The 24,694-nt window shown below is 72.5% G+C and carries 20 protein-coding genes; 9 read left to right on the forward strand and 11 right to left on the reverse strand.

From position 1 onward, the window contains the following. Positions 1 to 393 precede the first annotated feature (393 nt). On the reverse strand, positions 394 to 1,614 hold the full coding sequence (locus AYO52_RS08595; RefSeq protein ID WP_067715947.1) for a polysaccharide biosynthesis protein: 1,221 nt from the start codon (positions 1,612 to 1,614) through the stop codon (positions 394 to 396). Between the two features lie 105 nt (positions 1,615 to 1,719). Between AYO52_RS08595 and AYO52_RS19185 the strand changes: the two genes are divergently transcribed. After that, positions 1,720 to 3,768, forward strand: a complete 2,049-nt coding sequence (locus AYO52_RS19185; RefSeq protein ID WP_082923890.1) for a hypothetical protein — start codon at positions 1,720 to 1,722, stop codon at positions 3,766 to 3,768. On the opposite strand, the gene AYO52_RS08605 is transcribed toward AYO52_RS19185, so the two are convergent. Continuing rightward, complete coding sequence (locus AYO52_RS08605; protein WP_067716016.1) at positions 3,749 to 4,969, reverse strand: glycosyltransferase family 4 protein; 1,221 nt, start codon at positions 4,967 to 4,969, stop codon at positions 3,749 to 3,751. The genes AYO52_RS19185 and AYO52_RS08605 overlap by 20 nt on opposite strands. Before the next feature lie 70 nt (positions 4,970 to 5,039). Here AYO52_RS08605 and AYO52_RS08610 point away from each other — a divergent pair, with 70 nt between their 5' ends. Then, positions 5,040 to 5,858 (forward strand): class I SAM-dependent methyltransferase, encoded by an 819-nt coding sequence (locus tag AYO52_RS08610; RefSeq protein WP_082923895.1) that lies wholly within the window; start codon positions 5,040 to 5,042, stop codon positions 5,856 to 5,858. 77 nt (positions 5,859 to 5,935) lie between these two features. Beyond that, entirely contained in the window at positions 5,936 to 7,408 is a 1,473-nt protein-coding gene (locus AYO52_RS08615; protein ID WP_067715950.1) for an aldehyde dehydrogenase, read from the forward strand. Positions 7,409 to 7,459: 51 nt separating this feature from the next. On the opposite strand, the gene AYO52_RS08620 is transcribed toward AYO52_RS08615, so the two are convergent. Then, complete coding sequence (locus AYO52_RS08620) at positions 7,460 to 8,041, reverse strand: TetR/AcrR family transcriptional regulator (RefSeq protein ID WP_067715953.1); 582 nt, start codon at positions 8,039 to 8,041, stop codon at positions 7,460 to 7,462. A gap of 115 nt (positions 8,042 to 8,156) precedes the next feature. On the opposite strand from AYO52_RS08620, the gene AYO52_RS08625 reads away from it, so the two are divergent. Continuing rightward, positions 8,157 to 9,683 (forward strand): MDR family MFS transporter, encoded by a 1,527-nt coding sequence (locus AYO52_RS08625; protein WP_082923892.1) that lies wholly within the window; start codon positions 8,157 to 8,159, stop codon positions 9,681 to 9,683. Between the two features lie 98 nt (positions 9,684 to 9,781). Here the strand turns inward: AYO52_RS08625 and AYO52_RS08630 are convergent, their stop codons facing one another. From AYO52_RS08630 to AYO52_RS08660, 7 genes are all read right to left on the reverse strand, one after another. Then, the gene (locus AYO52_RS08630; protein ID WP_067715955.1) at positions 9,782 to 10,444 is read right to left on the reverse strand and encodes a response regulator transcription factor; all 663 of its coding nucleotides are present in this window, start codon (positions 10,442 to 10,444) and stop codon (positions 9,782 to 9,784) included. A 98-nt stretch (positions 10,445 to 10,542) separates the two neighbouring features. Further along, complete coding sequence (locus AYO52_RS08635) at positions 10,543 to 12,126, reverse strand: cell wall metabolism sensor histidine kinase WalK (RefSeq protein ID WP_067715958.1); 1,584 nt, start codon at positions 12,124 to 12,126, stop codon at positions 10,543 to 10,545. Beyond that, positions 12,123 to 12,965 (reverse strand): hypothetical protein, encoded by an 843-nt coding sequence (locus AYO52_RS08640; RefSeq protein WP_156523570.1) that lies wholly within the window; start codon positions 12,963 to 12,965, stop codon positions 12,123 to 12,125. The genes AYO52_RS08635 and AYO52_RS08640 overlap by 4 nt, the downstream gene beginning before the upstream one ends. Positions 12,966 to 13,126: 161 nt before the next feature. Then, a complete protein-coding gene (locus tag AYO52_RS08645) occupies positions 13,127 to 14,953 on the reverse strand; it encodes a phosphoenolpyruvate carboxykinase (GTP) (RefSeq protein ID WP_067715963.1) in 1,827 nt (608 codons plus the stop codon). 117 nt (positions 14,954 to 15,070) lie between these two features. Continuing rightward, positions 15,071 to 15,484 (reverse strand): DUF6802 family protein, encoded by a 414-nt coding sequence (locus AYO52_RS08650; protein ID WP_067715966.1) that lies wholly within the window; start codon positions 15,482 to 15,484, stop codon positions 15,071 to 15,073. Then, positions 15,481 to 16,794, reverse strand: a complete 1,314-nt coding sequence (locus tag AYO52_RS08655) for a hypothetical protein (RefSeq protein WP_253702013.1) — start codon at positions 16,792 to 16,794, stop codon at positions 15,481 to 15,483. Before AYO52_RS08655 ends, AYO52_RS08650 begins: the two co-directional genes overlap by 4 nt. Continuing rightward, positions 16,791 to 17,513: a hypothetical protein gene (locus AYO52_RS08660; RefSeq protein ID WP_067715969.1), complete on the reverse strand. Its 723-nt coding sequence runs from the start codon at positions 17,511 to 17,513 to the stop codon at positions 16,791 to 16,793. The genes AYO52_RS08655 and AYO52_RS08660 overlap by 4 nt, the downstream gene beginning before the upstream one ends. Before the next feature lie 146 nt (positions 17,514 to 17,659). Here AYO52_RS08660 and trmB point away from each other — a divergent pair, with 146 nt between their 5' ends. The 5 genes from trmB (at position 17,660) to AYO52_RS08685 (ending at position 23,467) form a co-directional block, all read left to right on the forward strand. After that, the gene (gene trmB, locus AYO52_RS08665; RefSeq protein ID WP_067715972.1) at positions 17,660 to 18,454 is read left to right on the forward strand and encodes a tRNA (guanosine(46)-N7)-methyltransferase TrmB; all 795 of its coding nucleotides are present in this window, start codon (positions 17,660 to 17,662) and stop codon (positions 18,452 to 18,454) included. A gap of 47 nt (positions 18,455 to 18,501) precedes the next feature. Continuing rightward, complete coding sequence (locus AYO52_RS08670; RefSeq protein ID WP_156523571.1) at positions 18,502 to 19,176, forward strand: NYN domain-containing protein; 675 nt, start codon at positions 18,502 to 18,504, stop codon at positions 19,174 to 19,176. A 10-nt stretch (positions 19,177 to 19,186) separates the two neighbouring features. Then, positions 19,187 to 21,697 carry an MMPL family transporter gene (locus AYO52_RS08675; protein WP_067715975.1) on the forward strand — a complete coding sequence of 837 codons (2,511 nt, stop codon included), beginning with the start codon at positions 19,187 to 19,189 and terminating at the stop codon, positions 21,695 to 21,697. A 64-nt stretch (positions 21,698 to 21,761) separates the two neighbouring features. Next, positions 21,762 to 23,090 carry a TIGR00374 family protein gene (locus AYO52_RS08680; RefSeq protein ID WP_067715978.1) on the forward strand — a complete coding sequence of 443 codons (1,329 nt, stop codon included), beginning with the start codon at positions 21,762 to 21,764 and terminating at the stop codon, positions 23,088 to 23,090. Next, positions 23,087 to 23,467, forward strand: a complete 381-nt coding sequence (locus AYO52_RS08685; RefSeq protein ID WP_206473045.1) for a DUF3054 domain-containing protein — start codon at positions 23,087 to 23,089, stop codon at positions 23,465 to 23,467. Before AYO52_RS08680 ends, AYO52_RS08685 begins: the two co-directional genes overlap by 4 nt. A 27-nt stretch (positions 23,468 to 23,494) precedes the next feature. On the opposite strand, the gene AYO52_RS08690 is transcribed toward AYO52_RS08685, so the two are convergent. Next, positions 23,495 to 24,550 (reverse strand): glycoside hydrolase family 25 protein, encoded by a 1,056-nt coding sequence (locus tag AYO52_RS08690; RefSeq protein ID WP_067715980.1) that lies wholly within the window; start codon positions 24,548 to 24,550, stop codon positions 23,495 to 23,497. Positions 24,551 to 24,694 lie beyond the last annotated feature (144 nt).

The following is a 24,694-nucleotide window of genomic DNA, read 5'->3' on the forward strand; positions in this document are numbered from 1 at the left end:
CGCCCTGTCCGGAGCGGGGGCCGCACCCGGAGGATCGCCGAGAGCGTTCCGCACACAACACCCGAGAGGGAGTGTGCGGAACGCTCTTCTCGTTGGGTGACGGACCCGCGACCGCCGCGCAGCCGCCGCGCAGCCGACCGCGACCGCCGCGCGACCGTCGGGGACACCAGCCGCCCGGCTCCCGCGATCTGTCCCTCGGATCGGGCGCTGCGAACCCGCAGCCGGCCTCGGCGATCCCGCTCCGCCAGCCGCTCCGCCAGCCGCTCCGCCAGCCGCTCCGCCAGCCGCTCCGCCTATCGGATCACGCGCCACCTAGCGGATCCGGTAGGTGAGTCGCCAACGGATAGGCGACGTGGCTCGGCTCGAGGGCGCGGCCCGCTCGGCGCCCTCGCCTCAGGCGGGGCGCACGCGCAGCGCCCGCCAGCCTGCGGCGACCGTGGTGAGGGCGACCGCGACGAGTGTCGCGCCCAGGACGCTCTCGACGCCGCGGGGCGCGAGCCACACCGCGACGGCGGTGAGCACCAGCCCGCACCAGGCGATCGCGGCCTCCACCGTCCGGTCGGAGGCGATGCTCGCCAGCAGGAACGCCTGCAGCACGCTCAGTGTCACGCCCAGGGCGGCGAACGCCCACAGCAGTCCGGCGACGGGCCGGTAGGCCTCGCCGACGACCACCGGCACGAGCGGGGCGGCCGCGGCGGCACCGATCACCACGACGGCACCGATGCCCAGCAGGACGCCCACCGCGGAACGGACCGCGCCCCGGTGCCCGGCCGGATCGGCCATCCGCGGGTAGAGGACGGTGCCCACGGCCTGGGGCAGCCAGAACGCGGCCTTGGCGGCGACCGCCCCGAGCGCGTAGCGGCCGGCGTCCCCCGGGGACAGCAGGGCACGTGCGAGGAGCAGGTCGACGGAGGTCAGGGCCATCATCACGAGCTGCACCTGACCGGCCGCAAGCACCGCCGCGACGCCGGGTGAGGTCGAGGAGGTCCCGGTCGGCGGTCGCCACGCCCCGGGCCCGAGTGTCGAGATCCACCCCGCCACCAGCCAGGCCACCGTCACGCCGACGGCCCCGGCCGCGAGCGCGAGCCCCACGCCCCCGCCCGCGGCGAGGACCGCGACGGCCGGCACCACCTTGCCGGCGCCGGCCAGGGCGAGCACTCCTCCGAGGGCGCGGAACCGTTCGGCGCCCTGCAGCACGCCCTGCTCGGTGGTGAGCAGACAGAGCACCGGGCCGGGGGCCAGCGCGGCGGCGGTGGCCAGGACGGGGGTGTCCAGCAGCAGCGACACCGGGACGACCGCCAGTGCGGCGACCACCGCGACCAGGAGCGCGACCCGTCTGCCGAGCGAGCGCAGGACCCCGTCCGGTACTCCGCGCACGTGGTCGCGGGCAACGACCGCCTGCAACGCCAGTGACGGAACGGCGACCAGCAGCTGCGCGGAGAGCAGGGCGGCGAAGGCGCCGTAGCCCTCGGGCCCCAACCACCGGGAGGCCGGTAGGTGCAGCAGGTAGGCGGCGATGTTGGCCAGCATCGACCCGGCCGTCACCGCCCCCGCGCCGGTCAGGAAGCGCCTGGTGGCGGTGCCGGGTGCCTCCTCGCGCGCCTGATGGTCCACACCGGGAATCGTAGGGGGCAGCCGCGGTGGCCCGGTGGCTGGCCGCCGGCGGCGCGGCCGCGCGGTGGCGGCGGGCCCCGCGCGCGGGCGTGGTGGAATGAGCGCATGTCGTCCGCTGTCGGTTCCCGTCGCGTGACCTTGCGATCCACCGGGAGGGACGCCGCGGTGGACGCGGCCGTGGGGGCGGTGGTCACCGCCCTGCTGCTGGCGGGGGTGGCGCGGCCCGGGTTCCCCCTGATCAGGGACTGGGTGGCGACGCCGACGCCGCCCCTGTCGGACGCCGCGCTCGGGCTGGGGGAGTCGGCGGCGCGGGCGGTGCCCCAGGATGTGGCGGTGGTGTGGGCGACCCGCGCACTGCAGGCGGTGGGGCTGCCGGTGTGGCCGCTGACCGGCGTGCTCACCGCCGTGTTCTGCATCTGGTTGGCGGTGGCGGCGGGGGCGCTGGTGCGCCGGGTCCTGCCCGGCGACGCGGCCGTGGGGCTGTCCGGGCTCTGGCTGCGCCTGCCCGCCGTGGTGGGGGCGGTGTGGAACCCGTTCGTGGTGGAGCGGCTGCTGCAGGGGCACTGGTCGGTGCTGGCCGGGGCGGCGGCGGTGATGTCGATGCCGGTGCTGCTGGCCCCGTCCCGGGCCCTCGGTGGCGCGCTCGGTGGGGCTCCCGGCCGGCGCCGGGTGGCGGCGGCGTGCGCGGCGCTGGCCGCGGCGGGCCTCACGCCGACGGGCTGGGTGCTCGCGGTCGTCGCCGCGGTGGTGTCCCTGGTCAGTGGCAGTGGCAGTGACAGTGGCAGTGCCGGTGCCGGTGCCGGTGCCAGTGCCAGCGCCGGTGACAGTGCCGGTTCCGCCGCGCGGCCGGGCCGACGCACCCGGGCGGCGCTGCCGTTGGCCGCCACGGCGGGGGTGACCGCGCTGCCGTGGCTGCTCGCGACCGCGCTCGCCCCGGCCGGGACCGGCACCGCGCCGACCGCCGCCACGGGCGTGAGCGCGTTCGCCGCCCGCGCCGAGCCCGGCATCGGCACCCTCGGGTCCGTGGTCGCCCTGGGCGGAATCTGGAACTCGGAGGCGGTGCCGCCGTCGCGGTCAACGTGGTGGGCGGCCGTGGCGCTCGTGCTGCTGCTCGTCGTGTGGGCGGTGGCGGCGCGCGGGGTGTGGCGGGAGCGCCGCGATCCGGTGGTGCGGGCGACGGTACCGCTGGCGGTCGGGACGTGGCTGCTGGTGGCGGCCGCCGCGACGGGGCCGGGCCTGGCCGCGCTGGACGCCGTCGTCGCCGCGGTCCCCGGCGCGGGTCTGCTGCGCGACACCCAGAAGTTCGTCGCGCTGGCGCTCCCGGCGACCGTGCTGGCGCTGGGCTTCGCCGCCCGCGAGCTGGCCGGCCCGGACCCGGCCACCCGTGCACAGGCCACTCGGGCACCGGCCGGGCGACTGCGACCGGCCGGGGCGGGCCTGCTGCTCACGGCGGTGGCCGTCGCCGCCGTCCCCGACGCCCCGCGCGCCCTGTGGGACCAGCTGCGGCCGGTCACCTACGGCCAGGACTGGGAGCAGGTGGCGCGGATCGTCGACGGGAGGCCCGGTGACCTGCTGGTCCTGCCGGCGGGGTCCTTCCGCTCGACGCCGTTGTGGGCGGGCGGCGCGGCGGTGCTCGATCCGGCGCCCCGACTGCTCGACACCCGCGTGCTGGTGCCCGGAGACCTGGTCGTCGGCGGGGCGGCCGGCGACGACGCGGCCGCGGTGCCGGGCGAGGGTGATCGCGCGAGGCGGGCCACCGCGGCGCTGCTGCGAGGGGACGACCCGAGCGTCCTGGCCGGACTGGGGGTGCGGTGGGTGCTCGACGAGCGCACGTCCGCCGGCCCGCGCGGGCGGGCGGCGCGGACGCTGGCCGGGACACCGCCGGAGTCGACGACAACGAGGTTCACCGGCTCCGAACTCGTCCTGCACGAGCTGGCCGCGCCGAACGGGCCGGGTGGGGCGGATGCCCGATGGGAGGCCACCGCCGAGCCCGCGGCTCCGGCGTCGGCCCGCGGATGGGTGCTGGCGGCGCACGCGCTGTGGCTGCTCACGCTGGTCCTCGCCCTGGTCGTTGCCAGCGTCTCCACCGCGACCACCACGGCGCGCCGGGACGCGTACGCCGCGGAAGGTCCGGTCAGCCGGCCCGGCCGCTGATCACACCGCTCACGCGCCGGCCCTCGGTGACCGCCCGGAGGACCTGCGCCATCGCCGCTCCGGTGGCGGGCCAGGACAGTCCCGCGGCCTTGCGGCGGGCGGCCTCACCCATGCGCGCTCGCAAGTCGGGGTCCGCCAGGAGGCGATCGGTGGCCAGGGTCATGGCCGCGACATCGTCCACGAGGAGGCCCGTCTCGCCGTCGTCGATCGAGTCCCGTAGTCCCGCGGCGTGGTGGTAGCCGACGGTGGGCACCCCGTGCTGCGCGGCCTCGGACACCGCCAGGCCCCAGCCCTCCTTGCGGGACGGCATGAGGTGCAGTGTGGCCCCGGCGAGGATGCGGTGCTTGGTGGACTCGTCGACGTGCCCGTGGAGCCGGACCGCGCCGGTGTCCGGGCCGTCCGGGTCGAGGAGCCCGCGCTCGGCGGCGTACTCACGCAGTCGGTCGGACCACCAGCCGCTGCCGATGACGTCCAGCACCAGGCCGGGCCTGCTCGCGCGCAGGGTGGCGACCACGTCGAGGGCGTCCTCGACGTGCTTGTGCGGCACCAGCCGGGACAACACGACCAGCCGCGGGGCGTCGGTGTCGGTGTCAGTGCCGGGGCCCTCGTGCGCGGCCGGCTCGCCCGGCTCGACGTCCGCCGGGAGCGGGTCGAGTCCGTTGCGCACCACGGCGATGCGCGCGGGGTCCACGCCGAGCCCGGCGAGCTCGTCGGCGGACGGCAGCGACACGGTGACGTACTGGCTGCGCCGGTGCACCCACGGGGACAGTCGCGACTCGATCCACCAGCCGATCCGCGCGACGAGCCACCCGGCGACCGGCCACTGCTCGCGGTGGATGTGGTGGACCAGGACCACGACGGGCGCCGTGGTGGCCAGGCGGGAGAAGAAGGGGACGCCGTTCTGGGTGTCGACGACGACGTCGGGCCGCCGTAGCGAGCCGAGCGGCCCCAGTCCGACCCTGCCGAACAGGATGGCCAGCAGGGCGCGCGGGTAGACCGTGAAGCGCCCACCGGCCCGGCTGAACGTCACCCCGGACCCGGTCGTGGTGGAGCGGGCCGCACCCCGCGAGCGTGAGGTCCGGTAGATGACGGTGTGCCCGGCGTCGGCGAGGCCGTCGGCGACGTGTTCGAGGTAGCGTTCGCTGCCACCGCCCTGGGGATGGGTGCTGTCGCGCCAGCACAGCAGCAGGATACGAGCCACGCGGACACTGTACGCGGGCGTCGGGACCGCCGACGGGGTGGTCAGCGCTGCCGCCGGTATCGTCACCGCCGTGATCACCGACCCGCTCCACCGCTCGACCGCACTGCGTTCGGTGGCCCGCCGCGCCACCCTCGGGCGGTCGCTCGGACTACTGCGCTCGTTCCCGCTCGAGCAGTCCGACCCGGACGTCTTCTACTCCGGCCTGGCCCACGACACGGTGGAACTGGTGGCCGACCTGTGGGAGCGCTCGGGGGACCGGGCGGCCGAGCCGGGCACCGGGCCGGGCACCGGCAGGCTGCCGGGGCTCACGGTGCTGGACGTCGGCGGCGGGCCGGGCTACTTCTCGGATGCCTACGCCGCCGAGGGGGCGCGGTACGTGTCGGTCGAGCCGGACGTCGGCGAGATGTCGGCCGCGGGCCTGGACCAGGCGGGCTCGATCCGCGGCAGCGGCATGTCGCTGCCGATCAGGTCGGACGCCGTCGACGTCTGCATCTCGTCCAATGTGGCCGAACACGTCCCCGAGCCCTGGACGATGGCCGAGGAGATGTGCCGCGTCACGCGACCGGGCGGCCTCGTCGTCGTCTCCTACACGCTCTGGTACGGACCCTTCGGCGGCCATGAGATGGGGCTGACCCACTACCTCGGCGGCGAGCGGGCACGGCGGATGTACGAGCGGCGCCACGGCCGCCCGCCGAAGAACGTCTACGGGGAATCGCTGTTCGAGGTGGGGTGCGCCGAGGGGCTCGAGTGGGCGCGCAGCACGTCCTCGGGCGAGCTGCTGGCGGCGTTCCCGCGCTACCACCCGCGGTGGGCGTGGTGGCTGGTGCGGGTGCCCGGCGTCCGCGAGGCGCTCGTGTCCAATCTGGTTCTGGTGTTGCGGGCTGAGTAGGCACCCACGCCGCGGCGGACCCTCGACTACAGTGAGGTGGAACACGTTCTTGTTTTCTACCTCCCGGAGGTCCTCCCGTGGTCGTCGTCCATGACAAGCTCTTCTCCGGCACCCGCTGGACCGATCCCATCACCACCGGCGTCCTCGAGGTGACCTCGCCGGCCACCAACGCCGTCGTGGGCCGGGTCGCCGAGACCACCACCGAGGACCTGGACGAGATGGTCAGCCAGGCGCGCGACTCGTTCGAGTCCGGCGTGTGGCGCTCCACCCCGCCCGCCGAGCGCGGCGCCCTGCTGGCACGCGTGGCCGACATGCTCGAGGAGCGCCAGGCAGAGGTGTGCCAGATCCTCTCCGACGAGATGGGCACCCCGCCCGGCACCGCCGCCATGATCCAGGTGACGCCGACCCTGGGCGTGCTGCGCTACTACGCCCGCCTGGCCGAGACCTTCCCGTGGTCCGAGGTGCGCCACGGCGACTTCGGCGCCTCCGTGGTCACCCGCCAGCCCGTCGGCGTCGTCGCCGCCATCACGGCGTGGAACGTCCCGCTCTACCTCAACACCGCCAAGCTGGCGCCCGCGTTGCTGTCCGGCAGTTCGGTGATCCTCAAGCCGTCCTCGGCCACGCCGCTGTCCGCGCTGTGGCTGGCCGACCTGTTCCGTGAGGCCGGGCTGCCCGAGGGTGTGCTGTCCGTGGTCACCGGCCCCAGCTCCGTGGGCGACCACCTCGTCTCCCACGTGGACGTCGACAAGATCTCGTTCACCGGCTCCACCGGCGTGGGCAAGCACATCGCCGGGATCGCCGCCCAGAGCCTCAAGCGGTGCTCGCTGGAGCTGGGTGGCAAGAGCGCCGCCATCGTGCTCGAGGACGCCGACATCGCCGCGCACGCCGGCACCATGGTGTTCTCCGCGCTCATGAACTCCGGCCAGGCGTGTGTGTCGCAGAACCGCATCCTCGCGCCGCGGTCGAAGTACGACGAGGTCGTCGAGGCGCTGGTGGAGAACGTCAAGGCCATGCCCGTGGGTGACCCGGCCGACGACGGCACCGCCTTCGGCCCGCTGGCCAACCACAAGCAGAAGGCGTCCGTCGAGGGCTACATCCGCAAGGGGGTCGAGGAGGGCGCGACCATCGCCTACGGGGGCGGCACGGTCGAGGGACTGCCCGAGGGTGTCGCCGAGGGCGCCTACGTGCAGCCGACCGTCTTCCGGGACGTCGACAACTCCATGACCATCGCCCAGGAGGAGATATTCGGGCCGGTCCTGCAGGTCATCGCCTACGACACGGTCGACGAGGCAGTGCAGATCGCCAACGACTCCGAGTACGGCCTGGCCGGGGCCGTGTACTCCGCAGACCCGGACGCCGCGCTCGCCGTGGCCCGGCGGGTGCGAACCGGCACGATGGGCATCAACTGGTACGCCTTCGACCCGAGCGCGCCCTTCGGCGGGTTCAAGAACTCGGGCCTGGGTCGCGAGAACGGCCCCGAGGGGCTCGAGGCCTTCTGCGAGCTGCAGAGTGTACTCATGCCGTTCGGTTGGGAGCCCGGCGAGGGCTGAGCCGCTCCGGCGGTCCCCGCTCCGACGGCCCCCGCTCCGTGGTGGGGGCCGTCAGCCGGGAAACAGGCCGCCCAGTTCGCGTACCGTCTCGTCGAACAGGGACAGCGGGTCACGGTCCCGTCCCTCGAGCTCCTCGCGGTCGAAGGACTGCCACGCCACCCGCCAGGCCGCGGTCACGACCTCCGCCACCAGGTGCGCCTGCAGGTGGGGCAGGGCGCCCCGTGCGGTCAGGGCGGTTCTGAGCGTCTCCACCAGGACCCTCTCCTGCTGTGCGACCGCGTGCAGCAGGTCGGGCTCCCGCATCAGCAGTCGGGAGACCCGGCGGAAGACGCGCCGCTCGACCTCGTGCGCGAACACCTCGCGGCTCGCCGCGAGCAGGTCGTGGAGGATCCCGGCGGGGTCGGATCGGGCGCTCTCGACGGTCATCAGGGCGTCGATCAGCCCCTGCTGTCCGGGCATCAGTGCGTGGACCTTCGAGGAGTAGTAGCGGAAGACCGTCCGTTCGGAGATGCCCACCCGGGCCGCGATGTCCGCGACCGTGGTGGCGTCCAGCCCGTTCTCCTCGACCAGGTCGAGGGCCGCCCGCTGGATCTCGACCAGCATCCGGGCGCGGTGCTCGTCGCGGATTCCCATGGCCGTCGGCCCCCTCACCATAATGTGTGTCACACTCTGACAGCTTCAGCTTACCGATTCTGTCAGTGGGTGACATGATTCGTCGGGTTCAGCTCCCATAGACGAGGTATCCCCGATGACGAATATCGCCGAGGGCGAGGCCGCCCCGCCGGCCCCGCCGACCTCCGCCACCCCGGCGGACACCGCCGCGACCTCCGCGGTACCCCCCGGCCCGCCGGCCCCGGTACCGGCCGAGGCTCCCGCCCTGCCCCGACGGCAGCTCGTCGGCATCATCGGCGCGCTCGCCCTCGGCGCGTTCCTCATGATCCTCAACGAGACGGTCCTGACGGTGGCGTTGCCGTCGATCATGGCCGACTACGGTGTCTCCGCCGCGGCCGGTCAGTGGCTCACCACCGGGTTCCTGCTCACCATGGCCGTGGTCATCCCGACCACGGGCTTCCTGCTGCAGCGCTTCCCGATGCGGGCCCTGTTCGTATTCGCGCTGGGCAGTTTCCTGGCCGGCACGCTGCTGGCCATCGTCGCGCCGGTCTTCGGCGTCCTGCTGGCCGCCCGCGTCCTCCAGGCGGTCGGCACCGCCATCGTGATGCCACTGCTCATGAGTACGACCCTGACCCTCGTCCCGCTGCGGCACCGGGGCACGGTGATGGGACTGAACTCGATCGTCATCGCGGTCGGTCCGGCGATCGGCCCCACCGTCTCCGGCATCGTCGTCAACTCGCTGTCGTGGCACTGGATCTTCGTCGGCATGACCCCGCTGGCCGTGCTCATCCTCGTCCTGGGCATCGTCTTCATCAAGATCCCCTCGGCCACCCGCAGGGTGCCCCTCGACGTGCCGTCCGTGGTCCTGTCGGTGCTCGCGTTCGGTGGTCTCGTGTACGCGATCTCCATCTTCGGCGACGTCCTCACCGAGCCCGTACTGCCGCTGGCCGGTGCGGCCATCGGCCTGGTCTCGCTCGCCGCGTTCGTCGCCCGTCAGATCGGCCTGGCCCGCACCGGTGGCGAGCTGCTCAACCTGCAGCCGTTCGCCAACCGGACCTTCTCGTTGAGCGTGGCCATGATCATGATCGCCATGGGCACCCTGCTCGGCACCGTGGTCATCCTGCCGATCTTCCTGCAGAACGGCAGCGGCCTGAGCACGTTAACCATCGGCATGATGCTGCTGCCCGGCGGCCTGGTGCAGGTCGCGGTGGGGCCGATCTTCGGCCGCGTCTTCGACCGCCACGGCCCGCGCCCGGTCCTGATCCCGGGAGCCCTCATGCTGGCGCTGGGCCAGTGGTTGTTCACCACCATCCACCCCGACACCGCGCTCGGGCTGATCGTCGCCTTCCACACCGTCTTCTGCATCGGTCTGGCCATGCTCATGACCGGTCTGCTGTCCGCGGCGCTGAGTGACGTCCCGCAGCGGCTCTACGGTCACGGCTCGGCGATCTTCAACACCGCCCAGCAGCTCGGCGGGGCCATCGGCACCACGATCTTCGTGACCGTCATGAGCACGGTCGCCCTGGGGCGGACCGACGGCGGGGCCCCGCTCGTCGACGGGCTGTTCGAGGGGGCCCACATCGCGTTCCTCGTCGGCGGGGTCCTCGCGACGATCGCCGTGGTCTGCTCGCTGTTCGTCACTCGCGCGCCGCAGCGCCACTGACCGCGCCTCCCGGTCCCGCCGCCGACGAGGAGACCCCCGGCCGTAGCCGGGGGTCTCGTCGTCTCGGACGGGTCGGCGCGGCGCCGGCCTGTCGGGTGTCACTCCACGCGGTAACCGACGCCGCGGACGGTCTGCACCTTGTTCTCGCCGATCTTGCGGCGCAGGGAACGGATGTAGACGTTGACGATGTTGGAGCCCGGGTCGAAGTCCATGCCCCACACGCTCTCGAGCAGCTGCTCGCGGCTGATGGTCTCGCCCTTGTTGCGCAGCAGCATCTCGAGCAGCGAGTACTCGCGGTTGGTCAGCTCCTGGATCCGGCCGTCCACCTCGACGCGGCGGGTGCGGATGTCCAGGCGCATGCCCGCGTGCTCGAGGATGCCCGGATCCTCGGTGGCCTCGTGCTCGCGCAGCCGCAGACGGATGCGGGCGAGCAACTCGGGCACGCGGAATGGCTTGACCATGTAGTCGTTCGCGCCGGACTCCAGCCCCTCGACGGTGTTCGCCACACTGTCGCGGGCCGTGAGGATGATGACGGGTGCGGCGAACCCGCGGTCGCGGGCCTCGCGGAGGAGGGTCAGCCCGTCGGTGTCCGGCAGGCCGATATCGAGCAACATCAGGTCGATGTCGGAGATCGTCGACAGGATCGCCTGGGCGCTCTCCCCGTCCACGGCCTCGAGTGCGGTGTACTCCGCGCCGCCGAGTGCCTTCACCAACACCGATCGGATGAGATCGTCATCCTCCACGACGAGAACATTCGTCATGCAACCCTCCTTCTCGAACCCGGAGTATCCCACGGGAGGACATCAGTTGGACGCTGCCCGGTACCGTGTCCGCAGTTTCGTTCGAGGGGTGCGCAGGATCAGCGCGTACCGCTGTCCCCCGACACGACCGGGCCGGCGCCGGCGTCCCCGTCGTCGCGGGGCCGCTTCTCCGGTGGTGGTGCGATGAGGGGGACGACGATGCAGAACACCGCGCCCCCGCCCTCGGCGTTGAACGCGAACGCACGTCCCCCGTGCGCCTTGGCGATGGTGGAGACGATGGCCAGACCGAGGCCGGTGCCGCCCCGGCCGTCGCGGAGCTGGCCGCGCGCGGTGTGGAAACGCTGGAAGATGCTCTCCTCTTCCCCGGGCGGGATCCCCGGTCCGCTGTCGCGGACCCACCACAGGAGCCGTCGGCGGTAGTCCTCCCGCTTGGGCGACGGGGCGACGGGCCCCGCGGCGAACCCGTCGGGCACGGTGGGATCCCCCGGCTCGATGATCCGGCACCCGATCTCGATGGCGTCGCCGGGGCCGGTGAAGCGGACGGCATTGGAGCAGAACTGCATGAGTGCCTGCGTGATGCGGTGCTGGTCGAGTCGGGCCACGCCCTCGGCGTAGGGGAGCACCCGCCAGTCACGGTCGGCGATCACGTCGATCTTCGCCTCGACGTCCAGCACGAGTTCGGCGACGTCGGTCGGGACGGTCCGGAGGAAGTCGGGACGGTCGGCCCTGGCGAGGGTGAGCAGGTCCTCCACGATGCGGGTCATCCGCGACAGCTCGTCCTGCATGAGGCGGGTGGCCTCGGCACGCCCGTCGGGGTCGTCGGGCATGAGGTCGAGGTTGCCCTGCACGACGGTCAGGGGCGTCCGCAGTTCGTGCCCGGCATCGTCGAGGAACTCCCGCTGGGTCCGGTAGGCCTCCTCGACGCGTTCGAGCATGGCGTTGACCGTGTCGGCGAGTGAGACGATCTCGTCGGGTCCGTCGGAGGGGACGCGCCTCGACAGGTCGGCGGCGGAGATGGTCTCGGCGGCCTCGCGGATACGGCGCACCGGCACGAGCATCCGCCCGGCGATCCACCACGCGAGTACCGCACTGACGACCATGCCTCCGGCGCTGGCCCAGCGCATGTAGAACACGACGCGCCGTGTCTCCTGGTGGGTGCCCCGGTCGTTGACGGCGACGACGATGTTGGCCAGCCCGGCGGGGCTCTCGACCGTGGTCTTGCGCCACCGCACCGAGCCGTCGAGGATCCCCGAACTCTCGGTGGAGACCAGGCTGATCCGTTGGATCTGTGAGCGTATCGCCGGCGGGAAGAGCTGGTCCTCCTCGGGCCCGTACCGGGAGAGCGTGAACTGGGTGCCCGACTCGGTGGCCGTCCCGACCAGCAGCAGCTCCGAGGACGGGTACTGCTGGGCGAGGTATGCCCGGATCAATTGCTCGACCGTGGGGTTCTCCGACTCGAAGGACGGCAGGATCCCGGCCGTCATGAAGGTCGTGAAGTCGGCGGCCTCCCGGTTGAGCCGCGAGTCCATCACCCGTTCGGTGCTGAGGTTCAGCAGCTGGAACGTGAACACCATCATCGCCGCGAACACGGCGGCGGTGATCAACGTGATGCCGAGGGTGATGCGGAGCCGGGCGGAGTGCCACCAACGGATCGGGGCCGACGTCCGTATCGAGGCGTTCACCTCGGCATCGGGTGGTCGTCGCCGGACGCTCTCGGGCTGGACACCGTCGGGCTCGCCTCCGTCGCGCCCGCCCCCTGCGAGGTCGTCACCAGCCCGCTCGCGGCACGGTCCCCCACGGGAGGTCGGCCGAGCACCGGAGCGCCGCCGGCGGGCGACCGACCCGCGTGTGGGGGAGGCCCGGTCTCGTCGGCATGGGCCGGTCGGCCGGTCTCTCCGGCGTGGGGCGGGGGCCCGGGCAGCGGGCCACCTGCTGCGGGCGGTCCGGGAACGGACACGGGAGGCCGACCGGCATCGGGCGCCGGTACGGCGGGACGGCCGCCCGGCCCGCGGTCGTCAGGCGTGTCGCCTCGATCGACCCCGCCCTCGGAGTGGGGTTCGAAGGTCACCGGCTGGTCGTCCGCCCCGGAGCCGGGACCGGGGCCCGTCGTGGGGTCGCGGGGCACGAGGTCGTCCCGGACCCGGTCCGGGCCCTGCCCGGCGCGCGGACCGACGGTGTCCGCGGGAGCAACCCGGCCGTCGACCTGCGGGGGAAGCGGTGCCAGCGGCACGGAGGGCACCGTCAACAGCGAGAGGAACGACGGGATCGGCTCCGGTACGGGCAGGGCCGACCTGCCGTCGATCACCGTGAGGAACGGCTTGATCCCCTCGATGGCGGTGCCCGCGTACTCCTCGTCGACGGCCGGGGACGCGTCCGTCGACTCGCCGGTGATCCCGGCGGTGGCGGTCGGCCCGGCAGGAACGGACGTCGGGGCGGGGAGCCCGAAACCGGCCACGGCGGCTGCTGCGACGCCGCTCGCCACGATGGGAAGCGCGATGAGGCCGATCACGCTGGCTCTCATGCCCCTCCTTCCGGGCGGGAACGCTGTTGCCCGCACAGCCAGTAACTGTGACATCAACAAGGGCAGTAGTACAGGGCTTCGCCCAGATTGTAGAGGCGGACGGGCCACACCGGGGAATGGTGTGGCCCGTCCGCGTGGGTCTTTCCGTGCAGGTGCCGGTGTCAGCCGAGCCGCTCCTTGAGGGCGGCGAACTGCTCGTGGACCTCGGCCGGGACCTTGGGTCCGCAGAACTCGAGCCACTCGGTGATGAGCGGCAGCTCGCGGCGCCACTCCTCGGGGTCGACGGCCAGGGCGGCCTCGACGTCCTCGATCGGGGTGTCCAGGCCGGTCATGTCGATGTCCGCGGCGCGGGCGGTGATGCCGGCGGCGGTCTCGTCACCCTCCACGCGACCCTCGATGCGGTCCACGACCCACTTGAGCACGCGGCTGTTCTCGCCGAAGCCGGGCCACACGAAGCGGCCGTCGGCGCCCTTGCGGAACCAGTTGACGAGGAAGATCTTGGGCATCTTGTCGCCGCCCCGGGCGCCCATGTCGACCCAGTGCTGGAAGTACTCGCCGACGTTGTAGCCCACGAACGGCAGCATGGCCATGGGGTCGCGACGCACCGCGCCGACCTGCCCCTCCGCGGCAGCGGTCTGCCCGGAGGACAGGGTCGCGCCGATGTACACGCCGTGGTTCCACGAGTAGGCCTCGCTGACCAGCGGGACCGTGTCGGCGCGGCGACCGCCGAAGAGGATGGCCGAGATCGGCACGCCCTCGGGCGAGTTGAACTCCGGCGCGGTGACCGGGCACTGGTTGATCGGGACGCAGTAGCGCGAGTTGGGGTGCGCGGCGTTGCCGGCCTTGCCGTCGCCCTCCGGGGTCCAGTCGTTGCCCAGCCAGTCGATGAGGTGGTCCGGGGTGCCCTCGAGGTCCTCCCACCACACGTCACCGTCGTCGGTCAGCGCCACGTTGGTGTAGATGGCGTTGCCCGGCTCCAGCGTCTTCATGGCGTTGGGGTTGGACGAGTAGTTGGTGCCCGGGGCGACGCCGAAGAAGCCGTACTCCGGGTTGACGGCGTAGAGCCGGCCGTCGGCGCCGAAGCGCATCCACGCGATGTCGTCACCCACGACCTCCGCGCGCCAGCCCTCGATGGTGGGCTGCAGCATCGCGAGGTTGGTCTTGCCGCAGGCGGACGGGAAGGCCGCGGCGATGAAGTGGACCTCGTCGGCGGGGGAGATGAGCTTGAGGATGAGCATGTGCTCGGCCATCCAGCCCTCGTCGCGGGCCATGGCGGAGGCGATGCGCAGCGCGAAGCACTTCTTGCCCAGAAGGGCGTTTCCGCCGTAGCCGGACCCGAACGACCAGATCTCGCGGGTCTCGGGGAAGTGGGTGATGTACTTCTCCTCGTTGCACGGCCAGGGCACGTCCTGCTCGCCCTCGGCGAGCGGGGCACCCACGGAGTGCAGGCCCTTGACGTACTCGCCGTCCGTGCCGATCTTCGCCAGGGCCGCCGAGCCCATGCGGGTCATGATCTTCATCGAGACCACCACGTACGCCGAGTCGGTCAGCTCGATGCCGAGCTTGGGGTCCTCCGCCTCCAGCGGGCCCATGCAGTACGGCACGACGTACATCGTGCGGCCCCGCATGCTGCCGCGGAACAGTCCGGTCATGTGCTCGCGCATCTCGGCCGGGTCGCGCCAGTTGTTGGTGGGGCCGGCGCCCTCCTCGGTCTCCGAGCAGATGAAGGTCCGCGACTCGACGCGGGCGACGTCCTTCGGGTCCGACTGGGCCAGGAAGGAGTTCGGCTTCTTCTCCTCGTTGAGCTTGACGAAGGTCCCGGCCTCCACCATCTCGGTCGTGAGGCGATCCCACTCAGCGTCGGAGCCGTCGGCGAAGACGACCCGGTCCGGCTGGGTGAGCTCGGCGACCTCGGCGATCCACGCGAGCAACTCCGCGTGATCGGTTGGTGCCTGACCCTCGAGGCCGGGAATGGTGGTGGTGGTCATCACAGCTCCTCGCGCGTGGTGCATGGTGTTAGTCACAGAGTATCGTCAAGCGTTGTCGACTGCTCAGTCGCAGCCCCCTTTGCACACCCGGACATGAGGGATTCCTCAGGTCGCCGGTCAGATGTGGCCGTGGTCGATGCGTTCCCACCGGGCGGGCGACGGGAAGTCGCCGGTCGTGTCCCCGCGAGCCTCGTTCGTGAATCCCCCGAAGGGCACGCCCTCCGCGGGGTTCGCCAGCCGCCATGAGTCGTAGCTGCCGTCGAACCGCACGGTCGAGACGTGGTCGACGGTCCCGTCACCGTCGGCGTCGGTGTACACGGTCAGCCCCCGATCGTCGCCGAGGGTGACCGCCTCCATGAAGCCGTCCCCGTCGAGGTCCGCCTCGGGGGAGCCGAGGTCGAGGACGTCCTCGCCCACGGGCACGTGCAGTCCCAGCGACGAGGGTTCGGCCAGCGGGGCGTCCTGGAGGCCGCACACGTCGGGCGCCGGGTGGTGATCGAAGGAGTCCGCACCGACCAGCGGATCGGTCATGAGGGACTCCCTGTCGTGGGGGCCGGCGGGGCGGTCTGTCCCGCGCGGGTGGCTCGGATGCGGCGTTCGAGGTCGGCGACCCGGGGGCCGGGATCGTGGGCGAAGCCGTCGGTGATGGTGGCCTCCGCGGCGAGGATCCTCGAGCCGAGTGACTGCTCGGCATCGGCCCGCAGCGCCGCGAGCCTGTCGGCCACGGCCGCGACGGTGTGGGTGCGCAGCGCCTGCGTGCGGCGGACGGTGACGGTGATCCACCCCAGCACCAGCCCGCACAGGAGGGCGAGCGGGATGACCACCGCCGCGACGCCGGGGATCTCGGCGAGCGGGGACAGCAGCATGCGTCCCACCCCGGTCCCGCCGGCGGCGCCCATGATCATGACGAGCAGTTCCTCGCCCGTGTTGCGCGGCGGTCGACCCGGGGCGATGCCGCTGGTGGGCGGGGGGATGCGGGGACCCGCCGGCGCGGCGGCGCCGAGATGCCGGGCCACGAGGGCGTCGGCGCGGAGGTCTGCGCGGGCGATGGTGCCCGCCACCGCGGAGTCGGCATCGGCGGCGAGCTGGTGGACCAGCGCGTCGACTCGGGAGCGGGGGGCCGCGGCGAGCTCCTCGCGCGCCCGCCCACCGAGGTCGCGCACCGATCGGTGGAGATCCTGGATGACCTGCATGCGCAGCGCCTGGACGTCCTGCCGCAGCGCCTGAGAACGGGTGGTGATGGCCTCGGTGCGACGGGCGAGGAGCCAGTCGACGGTCGCGACGGCCGGATCCGGTGGCGGCGCTCCGCCGGGGCCGGGGCGCGCGGTGGGCGGACGGCGGCCGCTGGAGACGAGGGCGGCGACGGCGGCGAGCAGGGCGGCCGGGGCCCCGGGGCGACTGGCGTCGACCACGTGGACCGGCGCCGTCACGCCCACCTCGGCCAGTCGCCGGGTGGTGACGTCGACCGTCTCCGACAAGCCCTCGGCCGTGCACTGGCCGGCGCGCCCGGCCAGGGCGACCGCCATCGGCAGTCGGGAGGCGACGCCGCGCGCGACCTCGACGTCGTCGGGGCGCACCGGACAGACGGCGTCGACGACGAGGACAGCGGCGTCCGGCCGGTCCTCGGGTGCCGCGTCGACGAGCACACGGATCCGGGCCCCGCCATCGACGGCCGGGCCCGCGGCCGAGGTCAGCGCCTCGGCGACGGCGGGCGCGGCGGAGTCCCGTGCGCCCAGGACCGCGATCGTCAGGTCACGGGGTGGGGAGTCGCGGGGCGGAGAGTCACGGGGCGGAGAGTCACGGGGCGGAGAGTCACGGAGCGGTGCGGGTGCGGCGGTCACGACGGGCCCGATCCCGCGAGGACGCAGAGGGCGGCCTCCGCGAGGTCGCCCACCTCGTCGTGGACCGCGAGGCGTTCCAGTTCCGCCTCGAGACGGGCCACCCGGACCGTCGCCAGGGCGTCCAGGGCGCGCTCGAGGAAGGACACGACGCCGTCAACTGACCGGTGCCCCGGCTCGCGCGCATCCACGGCGGGCAGCCCACGGGCCCACCGCGGCAGGACCTCGTCGTCGTCGGATTCGCCGCCGTCGGTGCGACTGTCGGCGCCCCCGCCACCGACACCCGTGGCCACCACCAACAGGGCGTGCCGGCGCGGGCGCCGCACCCACGCCTCCTCGTGGCGGCAGGGGGCGGTGCGCAGGCACACGATCTCCACATCGGGCGCCGTCGTGGCCGACGCGCCGGGAGCGGCGAGCACGTCGAGGTCGTCGACCTGCGCCCGCCACCCGCGCCGCGCCCGCAGCGCCGCGGCCAGGGTGCGGCGCCCCGACCCCAGGCCGCCGCGGATCCGGATGTCGACGGGCGCGTCGAAACGCGCGAGGGCCTCCTCCACCGGGCCGTACGCACCAGGGTCGTACACGACAGGGCCGACGGCGGGGTCGACCGACCGTCCGGAGCGTTCCCGGGCGGAGGAGAGCAGGCGTCGGACGCGCGCGGCGGGATCCGGGCTCTCGGGTCGCACCGGGGCCTGGGGCTCGGTGTCGTGGGTCACGGTCGGCACGCGATAATCGTGACGTGGGGACCTGCCCGCGGCAAGACCTTCCCCCAGGCAGGGTCACCCGCGCGGCGCGGCGAGCGGCCCTTCGGCACGGGCGGGGACGTCGGTCGGATTCGTAACCCGACCACGGATTACGGGATGATGGCCGGGTGAACCAGAGCGAGAACCCCGCCCCGGCGGCTGACGGGACCCCGGACGACGGTGCCACTCCGGACGACGGTGCCACTCCGGACGACGGTGTCACTCCCGACGACAGTGCCCGTCTGTTCCCCCGGGTGACGGCCTACCGGTTCCGCCGCGGAACCCTGCGGCCGGGCCAGCAGCGCAACTGGGAGGAGCACTGGCCCACCTACGGGCGCAACGTCTCCGACGAGATCGTGGACCCCGAGCAGATGTTCGGGCGCCGCGCACCGTTGATCGTGGAGATCGGGTCCGGGACCGGGACCTCGACCGCCGCGATGGCCGCCGCCGAGCCGGACGTCGACGTGATCGCCGTGGAGGTCTACCAGCCCGGACTGGCCCAGCTGCTGGGCATGATCCTGCGCGAGGGGCTCGAGAACGTGCGGATGATCCGCGGCGACGGCGTGGACGTGCTCACCAACATGATCGCGCCGGCGAGCCTCACCGGTGTCCGCGTGTTCTTCCCCGACCCCTGGCCCAAGGCCCGCCACCACAAGCGGCGGCTGCTGCAGTCCGGCACCTTCGAGCTCATCGCCTCACGCCTGGCCCCCGGCGGCGTGTTGCACGTGGCCACCGACCACGTCGACTACGCCGAGTGGATCGGCGAGACCGGCGACGCCGAGCCCGCGCTGAGACGGCTGGACCCCGCGACCGACCTCGGGCACGTACCGTTCAGTCTTGACAGACCCGTGACGAAGTTCGAGGGCAAGGGGCTGCAGGAGGAACGAGTGATCAACGAATTCCTCTGGCGTCGTACGAACTGACGCCCCTTCTCCACAGCCCCCGAACCACGACGACCGAGGCGGACGCGATGACCCCACCTGACGAGATGCGCAACCACGACACGACGGACGTGGTCACGCCCGACGCCCCGGGAGTGGTGCTCCTGGTGTGGGACGCGCCCAACGTCGACATGGGGCTGGGGTCCATCCTGGGCGGCCGTCCCACCGCGATCTACCGGCCGCGCTTCGACGCGCTCGGCCGCTGGCTGCTCGGGTACACCGCCGACCTGTCCCTGCAGACCGAGGACACCCTCGAAGCCGAGGCGACGGTCTTCACCAACATCGTCCAGGGCACCTCGGACAACGTCCGCCCGTGGGTCGAGGCTCTGCGCAACGTCGGCTTCGCCGTGTTCGCCAAGCCCAAGACCAGCGACGACTCCGACGTCGACGACGACATGCTGCAGCACATCGACCTGCGCGCCGCCTCCGGGCGCCTCGCGGGTGTGGTGGTGGCCTCGGCCGACGGGCAGGCGTTCCGCGAACCGCTGGAGGACCTCGCCCACGACATCCCGGTCACGGTGATCGGGTTCCGCGAGCACGCCACCTGGGCCGTCCAGCACGACACCATCACGTTCCTCGACCTCGAGGACATCCCCGGTGTGTTCCGCGAGCCGCTGCCCCGGGTCAGCCTCGAGAACCTGCCCGACGAGGGTGCCTGGCTGCAGCCGCTGCGGCCGCTCACGGCCCTGCTCACCTCGCGCTAGGAGTCCTGCGGTGTTCAACTCACTCGGGCGGTTCGTCGCCCATCGCCGCGTGCTGGTCCTGGTGTGCTCGGTCCTGGTCATGGCCTTCATCAGCCTCGCCGGCACCGCGTTCGGCAACCCCTTCGGCCAGGGCGGCTTCGAGGATCCCGAGAGCGGGTGGGCGACCGCCGAACAGCTCGAGCAGGAGGCGTACGGGCGCGACGCGCTCGGCGACGTCGTGGTGTCGTACCACGCACCCGAGGGCACCTCGGTCGACGATCCCGCCTTCCAGGACCCGATCCGCGCCTCGCTCGAGTCGATCCGCACCGAGCACCCCGACGAGGTCACCGGCGTCACCAGCTTCGTGTTCAACCAGTCCCCGGCCCTGGTCAACAGGGACGAGGGCATCGTCGTGGCCTCCATCCAGATCGCCGGCGAGGAAGAGGAGATCCTCGAGAACTTTCGGGTGATCGAGGACGGGATCGCCATCGACGGCATCCAGACCGACGTCGCGGGTGTGCAGGCGGTCGCCGGTGCGCTGCAGGACGGGATGGACGCCGACCTGGTCCGCGCCGAGCTCATCGCGCTGCCGCTGGTGTTCCTGCTGCTGATCGTGGTGTTCGGTGGTGTCGTGGCCGCGTTCATGCCGGTCGCGGTGGGCGTGCTCACGATCCTCGGTTCGCTCGGGGCGCTGCACCTGCTGTCGCTGGTCACCCCGGTGAACTCCTTCGCCCAGAACGTGGTGACCCTGATCGGCCTCGGCCTGGCGATCGACTACGGCCTGTTCGTGGTGAGCCGGTTCCGGGAGGAGATGGCCGAGGGCTACCCACCGGACGCGGCGGTGCGCCGGGCGGTCGCCACCGCCGGACGGACCGTGGTGTTCTCGGCGGTCATGGTGGGCGTGACCCTGTCCGGGCTGCTCATCTTCCCGCAGGCCTTCCTCAAGTCCGTCGCCTACGGCGCGATCGCCGCCGTCATCCTCGCCGCCGCACTGTCGGTGACGCTCCTGCCGGCCGTGCTGATGCTGCTCGGCCACCGCATCGACATGCTCGGCATCAAGCGACTGCAGCGTCACCGCTCGCGCGAGCAGGTGGAGAACGGCCTGTTCGGTCGCGTCGCCGACTTCTCCATGAAGCGCCCGGTGGCTGTGGCCATCCCCGTCGTCGTGGTGCTGGTCGCGCTCATCATCCCGTTCTCCGGCGTGAAGTTCGGCGGCATCAACGAGACCTACCTCCCGCCGGACAACACCACCCGCGTCGCGCAGGAGCAGTACGACGAGAACTTCCCCGGCACCCGCACCGACCCGGTCAAGCTCGTGGTGATCGGCTCCGACGGGGCGACCCTGTCGCAGATCCGCTCGGCGGCCAACGAGGCGCCGGGTCTGACCGGTCCGTTCCAGTTCGCCCGCTCGGGCGAGCAGGACGCGCAGGGGCGCGACGTGGTGGTGTTGCAGACCGGCGTGATCGACCGGAACGACGCCGCCGAGACCGTCGAGTACCTGCAGTCCTTCCCGATCCCCGCGGACACCGAGGTGTACGTCGGCGGCAACCCGGCCATGGAGCGCGATTCGGTCGAGGCCCTGGTCGACGGTCTGCCGTGGTTCGTGCTGTACGTCCTACTGGCGACCACGCTCCTGATGTTCCTGGCGTTCGGGTCGCTGGTGCTGCCGATCAAGGCCGCGATCATGAACCTGCTCGGGCTCGGCGCCACTCTCGGCATCCTCACCTGGATCTTCGTCGACGGGCACCTGTCCGGGTTGCTCGGATTCACCGCCGGCCCGCTCACCTCGCCGGTCGTGGTGCTGCTCATGGCGATCATCTACGGGCTGTCCACGGACTACGAGGTGTTCCTGGTCTCGCGGATGGTCGAAGCACGCTCGCGCGGCGCCCGCACCACGGAGGCCATCCGCAGCGGTGTGGCCAACACCGGCCGGATCATCACCTCGGCCGCGCTCATCCTCATCGTGGTGACCGGCGCGTTCGCGTTCTCCGAGATCGTGATGATGAAGTACATCGCGTTCGGCATGATCGCCGCGCTCATCATCGACGCCACCGTAATCCGCATGCTGCTCGTGCCGGCGGTCATGCAGATGCTCGGCACCGACAACTGGTGGGCGCCCGGGTGGATGAAGCGCGTCCAGGAAAGGATCGGCCTCGGCGAGGCGGAGATCGACGACGAGCCCGAGCTGCTCACCGGCCGATCCGCCACCACCGGTGCCGCCGAGCCGGTCCCCGCCGCGGACTCCGCGAACGCTGCGGACTCCGCGGATTCCGAGGGCGCCGGACGGGCAGAGGGCGTCGGACGGACAGAGGTCGCCGGACCCGCCACCGCCGTGGCCGTGCTCGACCGCGAGCCCGGGGCCGAGCCGGAGCTCGAGCCGGAGGCGGAGTTCGAGCCGGAGCTCGAGCCGGAGGCGGAGTTCGAGCCGGTCCGTGACCCCGAGTACGGCGAGGAACCCGACATCACCGAGGACGGGAAGATCCCCGCCTCCGACCTGATCGCCCGTCTGATGCGGGAACGTCAGCAGGGGCGCGACGCGTGACGCTCGCCAGGGCCCGGCGGTGTGGGTCCTGGGCCGGGTCGGATCCTTTGGATATGGTGGATCGATGATGGGCACGCGGGGCGCCGAGGCGCGGCGTCGCATCCGGGTGGTCCTGGGCAATCCGTGGTTCAAGGCCATCGCGACCCTGACTGTCCTGGGCTTCATCCTCTACTGGCTCCGTGGCCAGATGCCGTTCTTCGCCGAGGGATTCGCGGCCGTCACCCGCCCGCACTGGGGTTGGGTCGCGGCCGCGCTGGTGTTCTCCTACCTGTCGATGTCGAGTTACGGCTCGGTACAGAAGCTGCTGCTGCAGTCCGCCGGTGTCAGGGTGGGCTACTGGGGCAGCGTCGGCCTGGTCTTCTCCGCCAACGCGTTCTCCACGAGCATCCCGGGCGGCCAGGTCTTCGGCACCACCCTGACGTACCGCAAGACCCGGCAGTGGGGAGCCACCCGCGTCGTCGCCTCGTGGCAACTCGTCATCTCCGGCGTGCTGTCGACCGTCGGCATCGTCCTGCTGGCGCTGCTCGGCTTCTTCCTGGTGGGGACGGTGTCCAACCCGTTCCTGCTGGCGCTTTCTGCCATGGGCCTGGTGGGGATCGTGGTGGTGGTCCAGTGGGCCGCCCGGAACCCCGACAGGATCGAGGGGGCGCTCCTGGCCCTCCTCGAGTGGATCAACGCGCGGCGTCGCAAACCCGCCGACCACGGTGCCGCCGCGGTGCGCAAGGTCGTCGAGCAGGCCGAGGCCGTCGAACTGACCAAGACGCAGTTGTCCAAGGCCTTCGCGTTCTCCCTCCTCAACTGGGTCGCCGACATCGGCTGCCTGTGGGCGGCGGCCAACGCGGTCGGTGCCCAGCACAGCATCGGCGGCCTGTGCATCGCTTACGTGACCGGCAAGATCGTGGCCAGCGCGCCCATCACGCCCGGCGGGCTGGGGACCGTGGAGTTCGCGCTCATCACGACCCTGACCGCGGGCGGGCTCGGTGCGCATCAGGCGTTCGCGACGGTGTTCGTCTACCGCATCGTCAGCTTCGTGCTGGTCGCCCTGGCCGGATGGGTGGTCTTCTTCCTCTTCTACCGGGGTGCCGTGGACCTCGACCCCGACGCCGACCCGGACGACGCCGACGACCCGGGGGAGAAGACCTCGTCGTCGTCCCCCTCTCCGTCCCCCGCGTCGGCGTATCCCGCCGCGTCGAAGCAGACCGTCGCGGCGGCCCCGCCGGCCGGGATTTCGGCGATGTGGCCGCTCAAGGGCACACCGTGGCGCCCCCACGTGCATCACGACTCGGGTCCCATCCCGCTGCTGCGCGTCCGTGAGGACGGGGTCGTGGACGAGGCCGGCGACGCGTCCTGCTCGGTCAGCGCGAGCGAGCGACGGGAGGGGAAGAGACGGTGAGTCGAGTGGCGGTGCCGGTGATGATCGCGCTCGACGCGGCGCTGGTGGTGGTGTTCTCCACCTTCGGCCGGGGCGCGCACTCCGAGGGGCTCGGCGTGACGCAGGTCTGGGGCACGGCGTGGCCGTTCCTCATCGGGCTGGCAGTGGGGTGGCTGATCCTGCTGGCGACCCGCCGCGCGCCCGCCGCCGTCGGGTCGGGCGTACTGCTGTGGCTGGCCACGCTGGTGGTGGGCATGGTGATCCGCGGTCTCGGCGACGGGCGTGTGCCGCACTGGAGCTTCATGGTGGTGGCGGGCGTCGTCACCGCCGTCCTCCTCATCGGATGGCGTGCGATCCGCGCCGCCGTGGTGCGGCGCCGCGAACCCGCACCGCGCTGACATCGCCGGAGGCCGGCGCGTTCCGGGTCAGCGCGTTCCGGGCGGCAACTGGGCCACGACCTCGCGGGGGACCTCGATGGTCTCCGGCAGCCGCACCCCGTCCGGGGTCGGCAGGTCGCGCGGGACGGGGATCGTGAACGGCTCGACGGGGACGGGCACCTCCGGCGGGATCCCGGCGGGCGCCTCGACGATTTCACGATCCGCCACGAGCTCGGGGGCGGGTGCGGGAGACGGCGCCTGTGCGGGTTCCAGTGTGGCTTCGGGCGCGGGTGCGGGGGCCGGGGCCGGGGCCGGGGCGGGCTCGACGTGGCCGAGCCAGGCGTGGAGGTCGTCGCGGGTGCCGGCGAAGACGTTGAGGTCCACTGCATCGGTGAAGCCGGGCACCTCACCGGTCTCGGAGCGCTGCCAGAACAGCCATTCGTTCCAGCCGCCGATCACGGGCAGCGTGGGCTCGGAGACCCCGTACTCGGCGAGCCACAGCGGGAACTCGGCGAAGCGGTGGGTGTTGGCCATCCGATCGATCCAGAAGTAGCGGTAGGTGTAGAGGATCGGCGCGCGGCCGGTGCGGTGGGCGAGAGTGTCGAGGAAGACCTGCGTCCAGTCGGCCAGCTCGGCGGGGTCGAGGCCCTCGTCCTTCTCCAGATCGAGCACCGGCGGGAGCTGCGGGCCGCCGACGGACTGCAGTCGGTCGGCGAACGCGTGGGCCTGCTGCGCGGGGTCCATGGCGGGGCGCGCCATGTGATAGCTGCCGACGAGCATGCCGGCGGCGCGCGCATCCGCGACGTCGGACTCGTAGTAGCGGTTGGCGGGTCCGGTGCCCTCGGTGGCCTTGATGAAGGCGAAGGACTGACCGGACGCGGCGGCCGCGTGCCAGTCGACGCCGGCACCGTGCGGATGCTGCCAGCTCGCGGCGTCGACCCCCTGCGCGAGGCCGTGGTAGGCGGGCGCCAGGGGGACGCCGGCGTCGGCGCGCGGGGAGATGACGACGACGAGGAGGCCGAGAGAAAGGGCTGCTGCAGAGGCCACGGCGACGAGAAGGCGGGGAAGGGGGGCGCGTCGGGCCGACGGTCCGGCAGATGTCATGGGCTGAGTATGTTGCAACCCCTTCAGTCACACAAGCAACTCACGCAACATTTCTCACATCTGTCCAGTTCCGGCCCGGGCAGCGGTCGCGGTGAGGCGCCGGAGGGTGGCCGGAGAGCGACCGGAGAGTGGCCAAGATCACGG

Origin of the sequence: Dietzia sp. 111N12-1 (assembly GCF_001658045.1) — a bacterium.
Classification (GTDB): Bacteria; Actinomycetota; Actinomycetes; order Mycobacteriales; family Mycobacteriaceae; genus Dietzia; species Dietzia kunjamensis.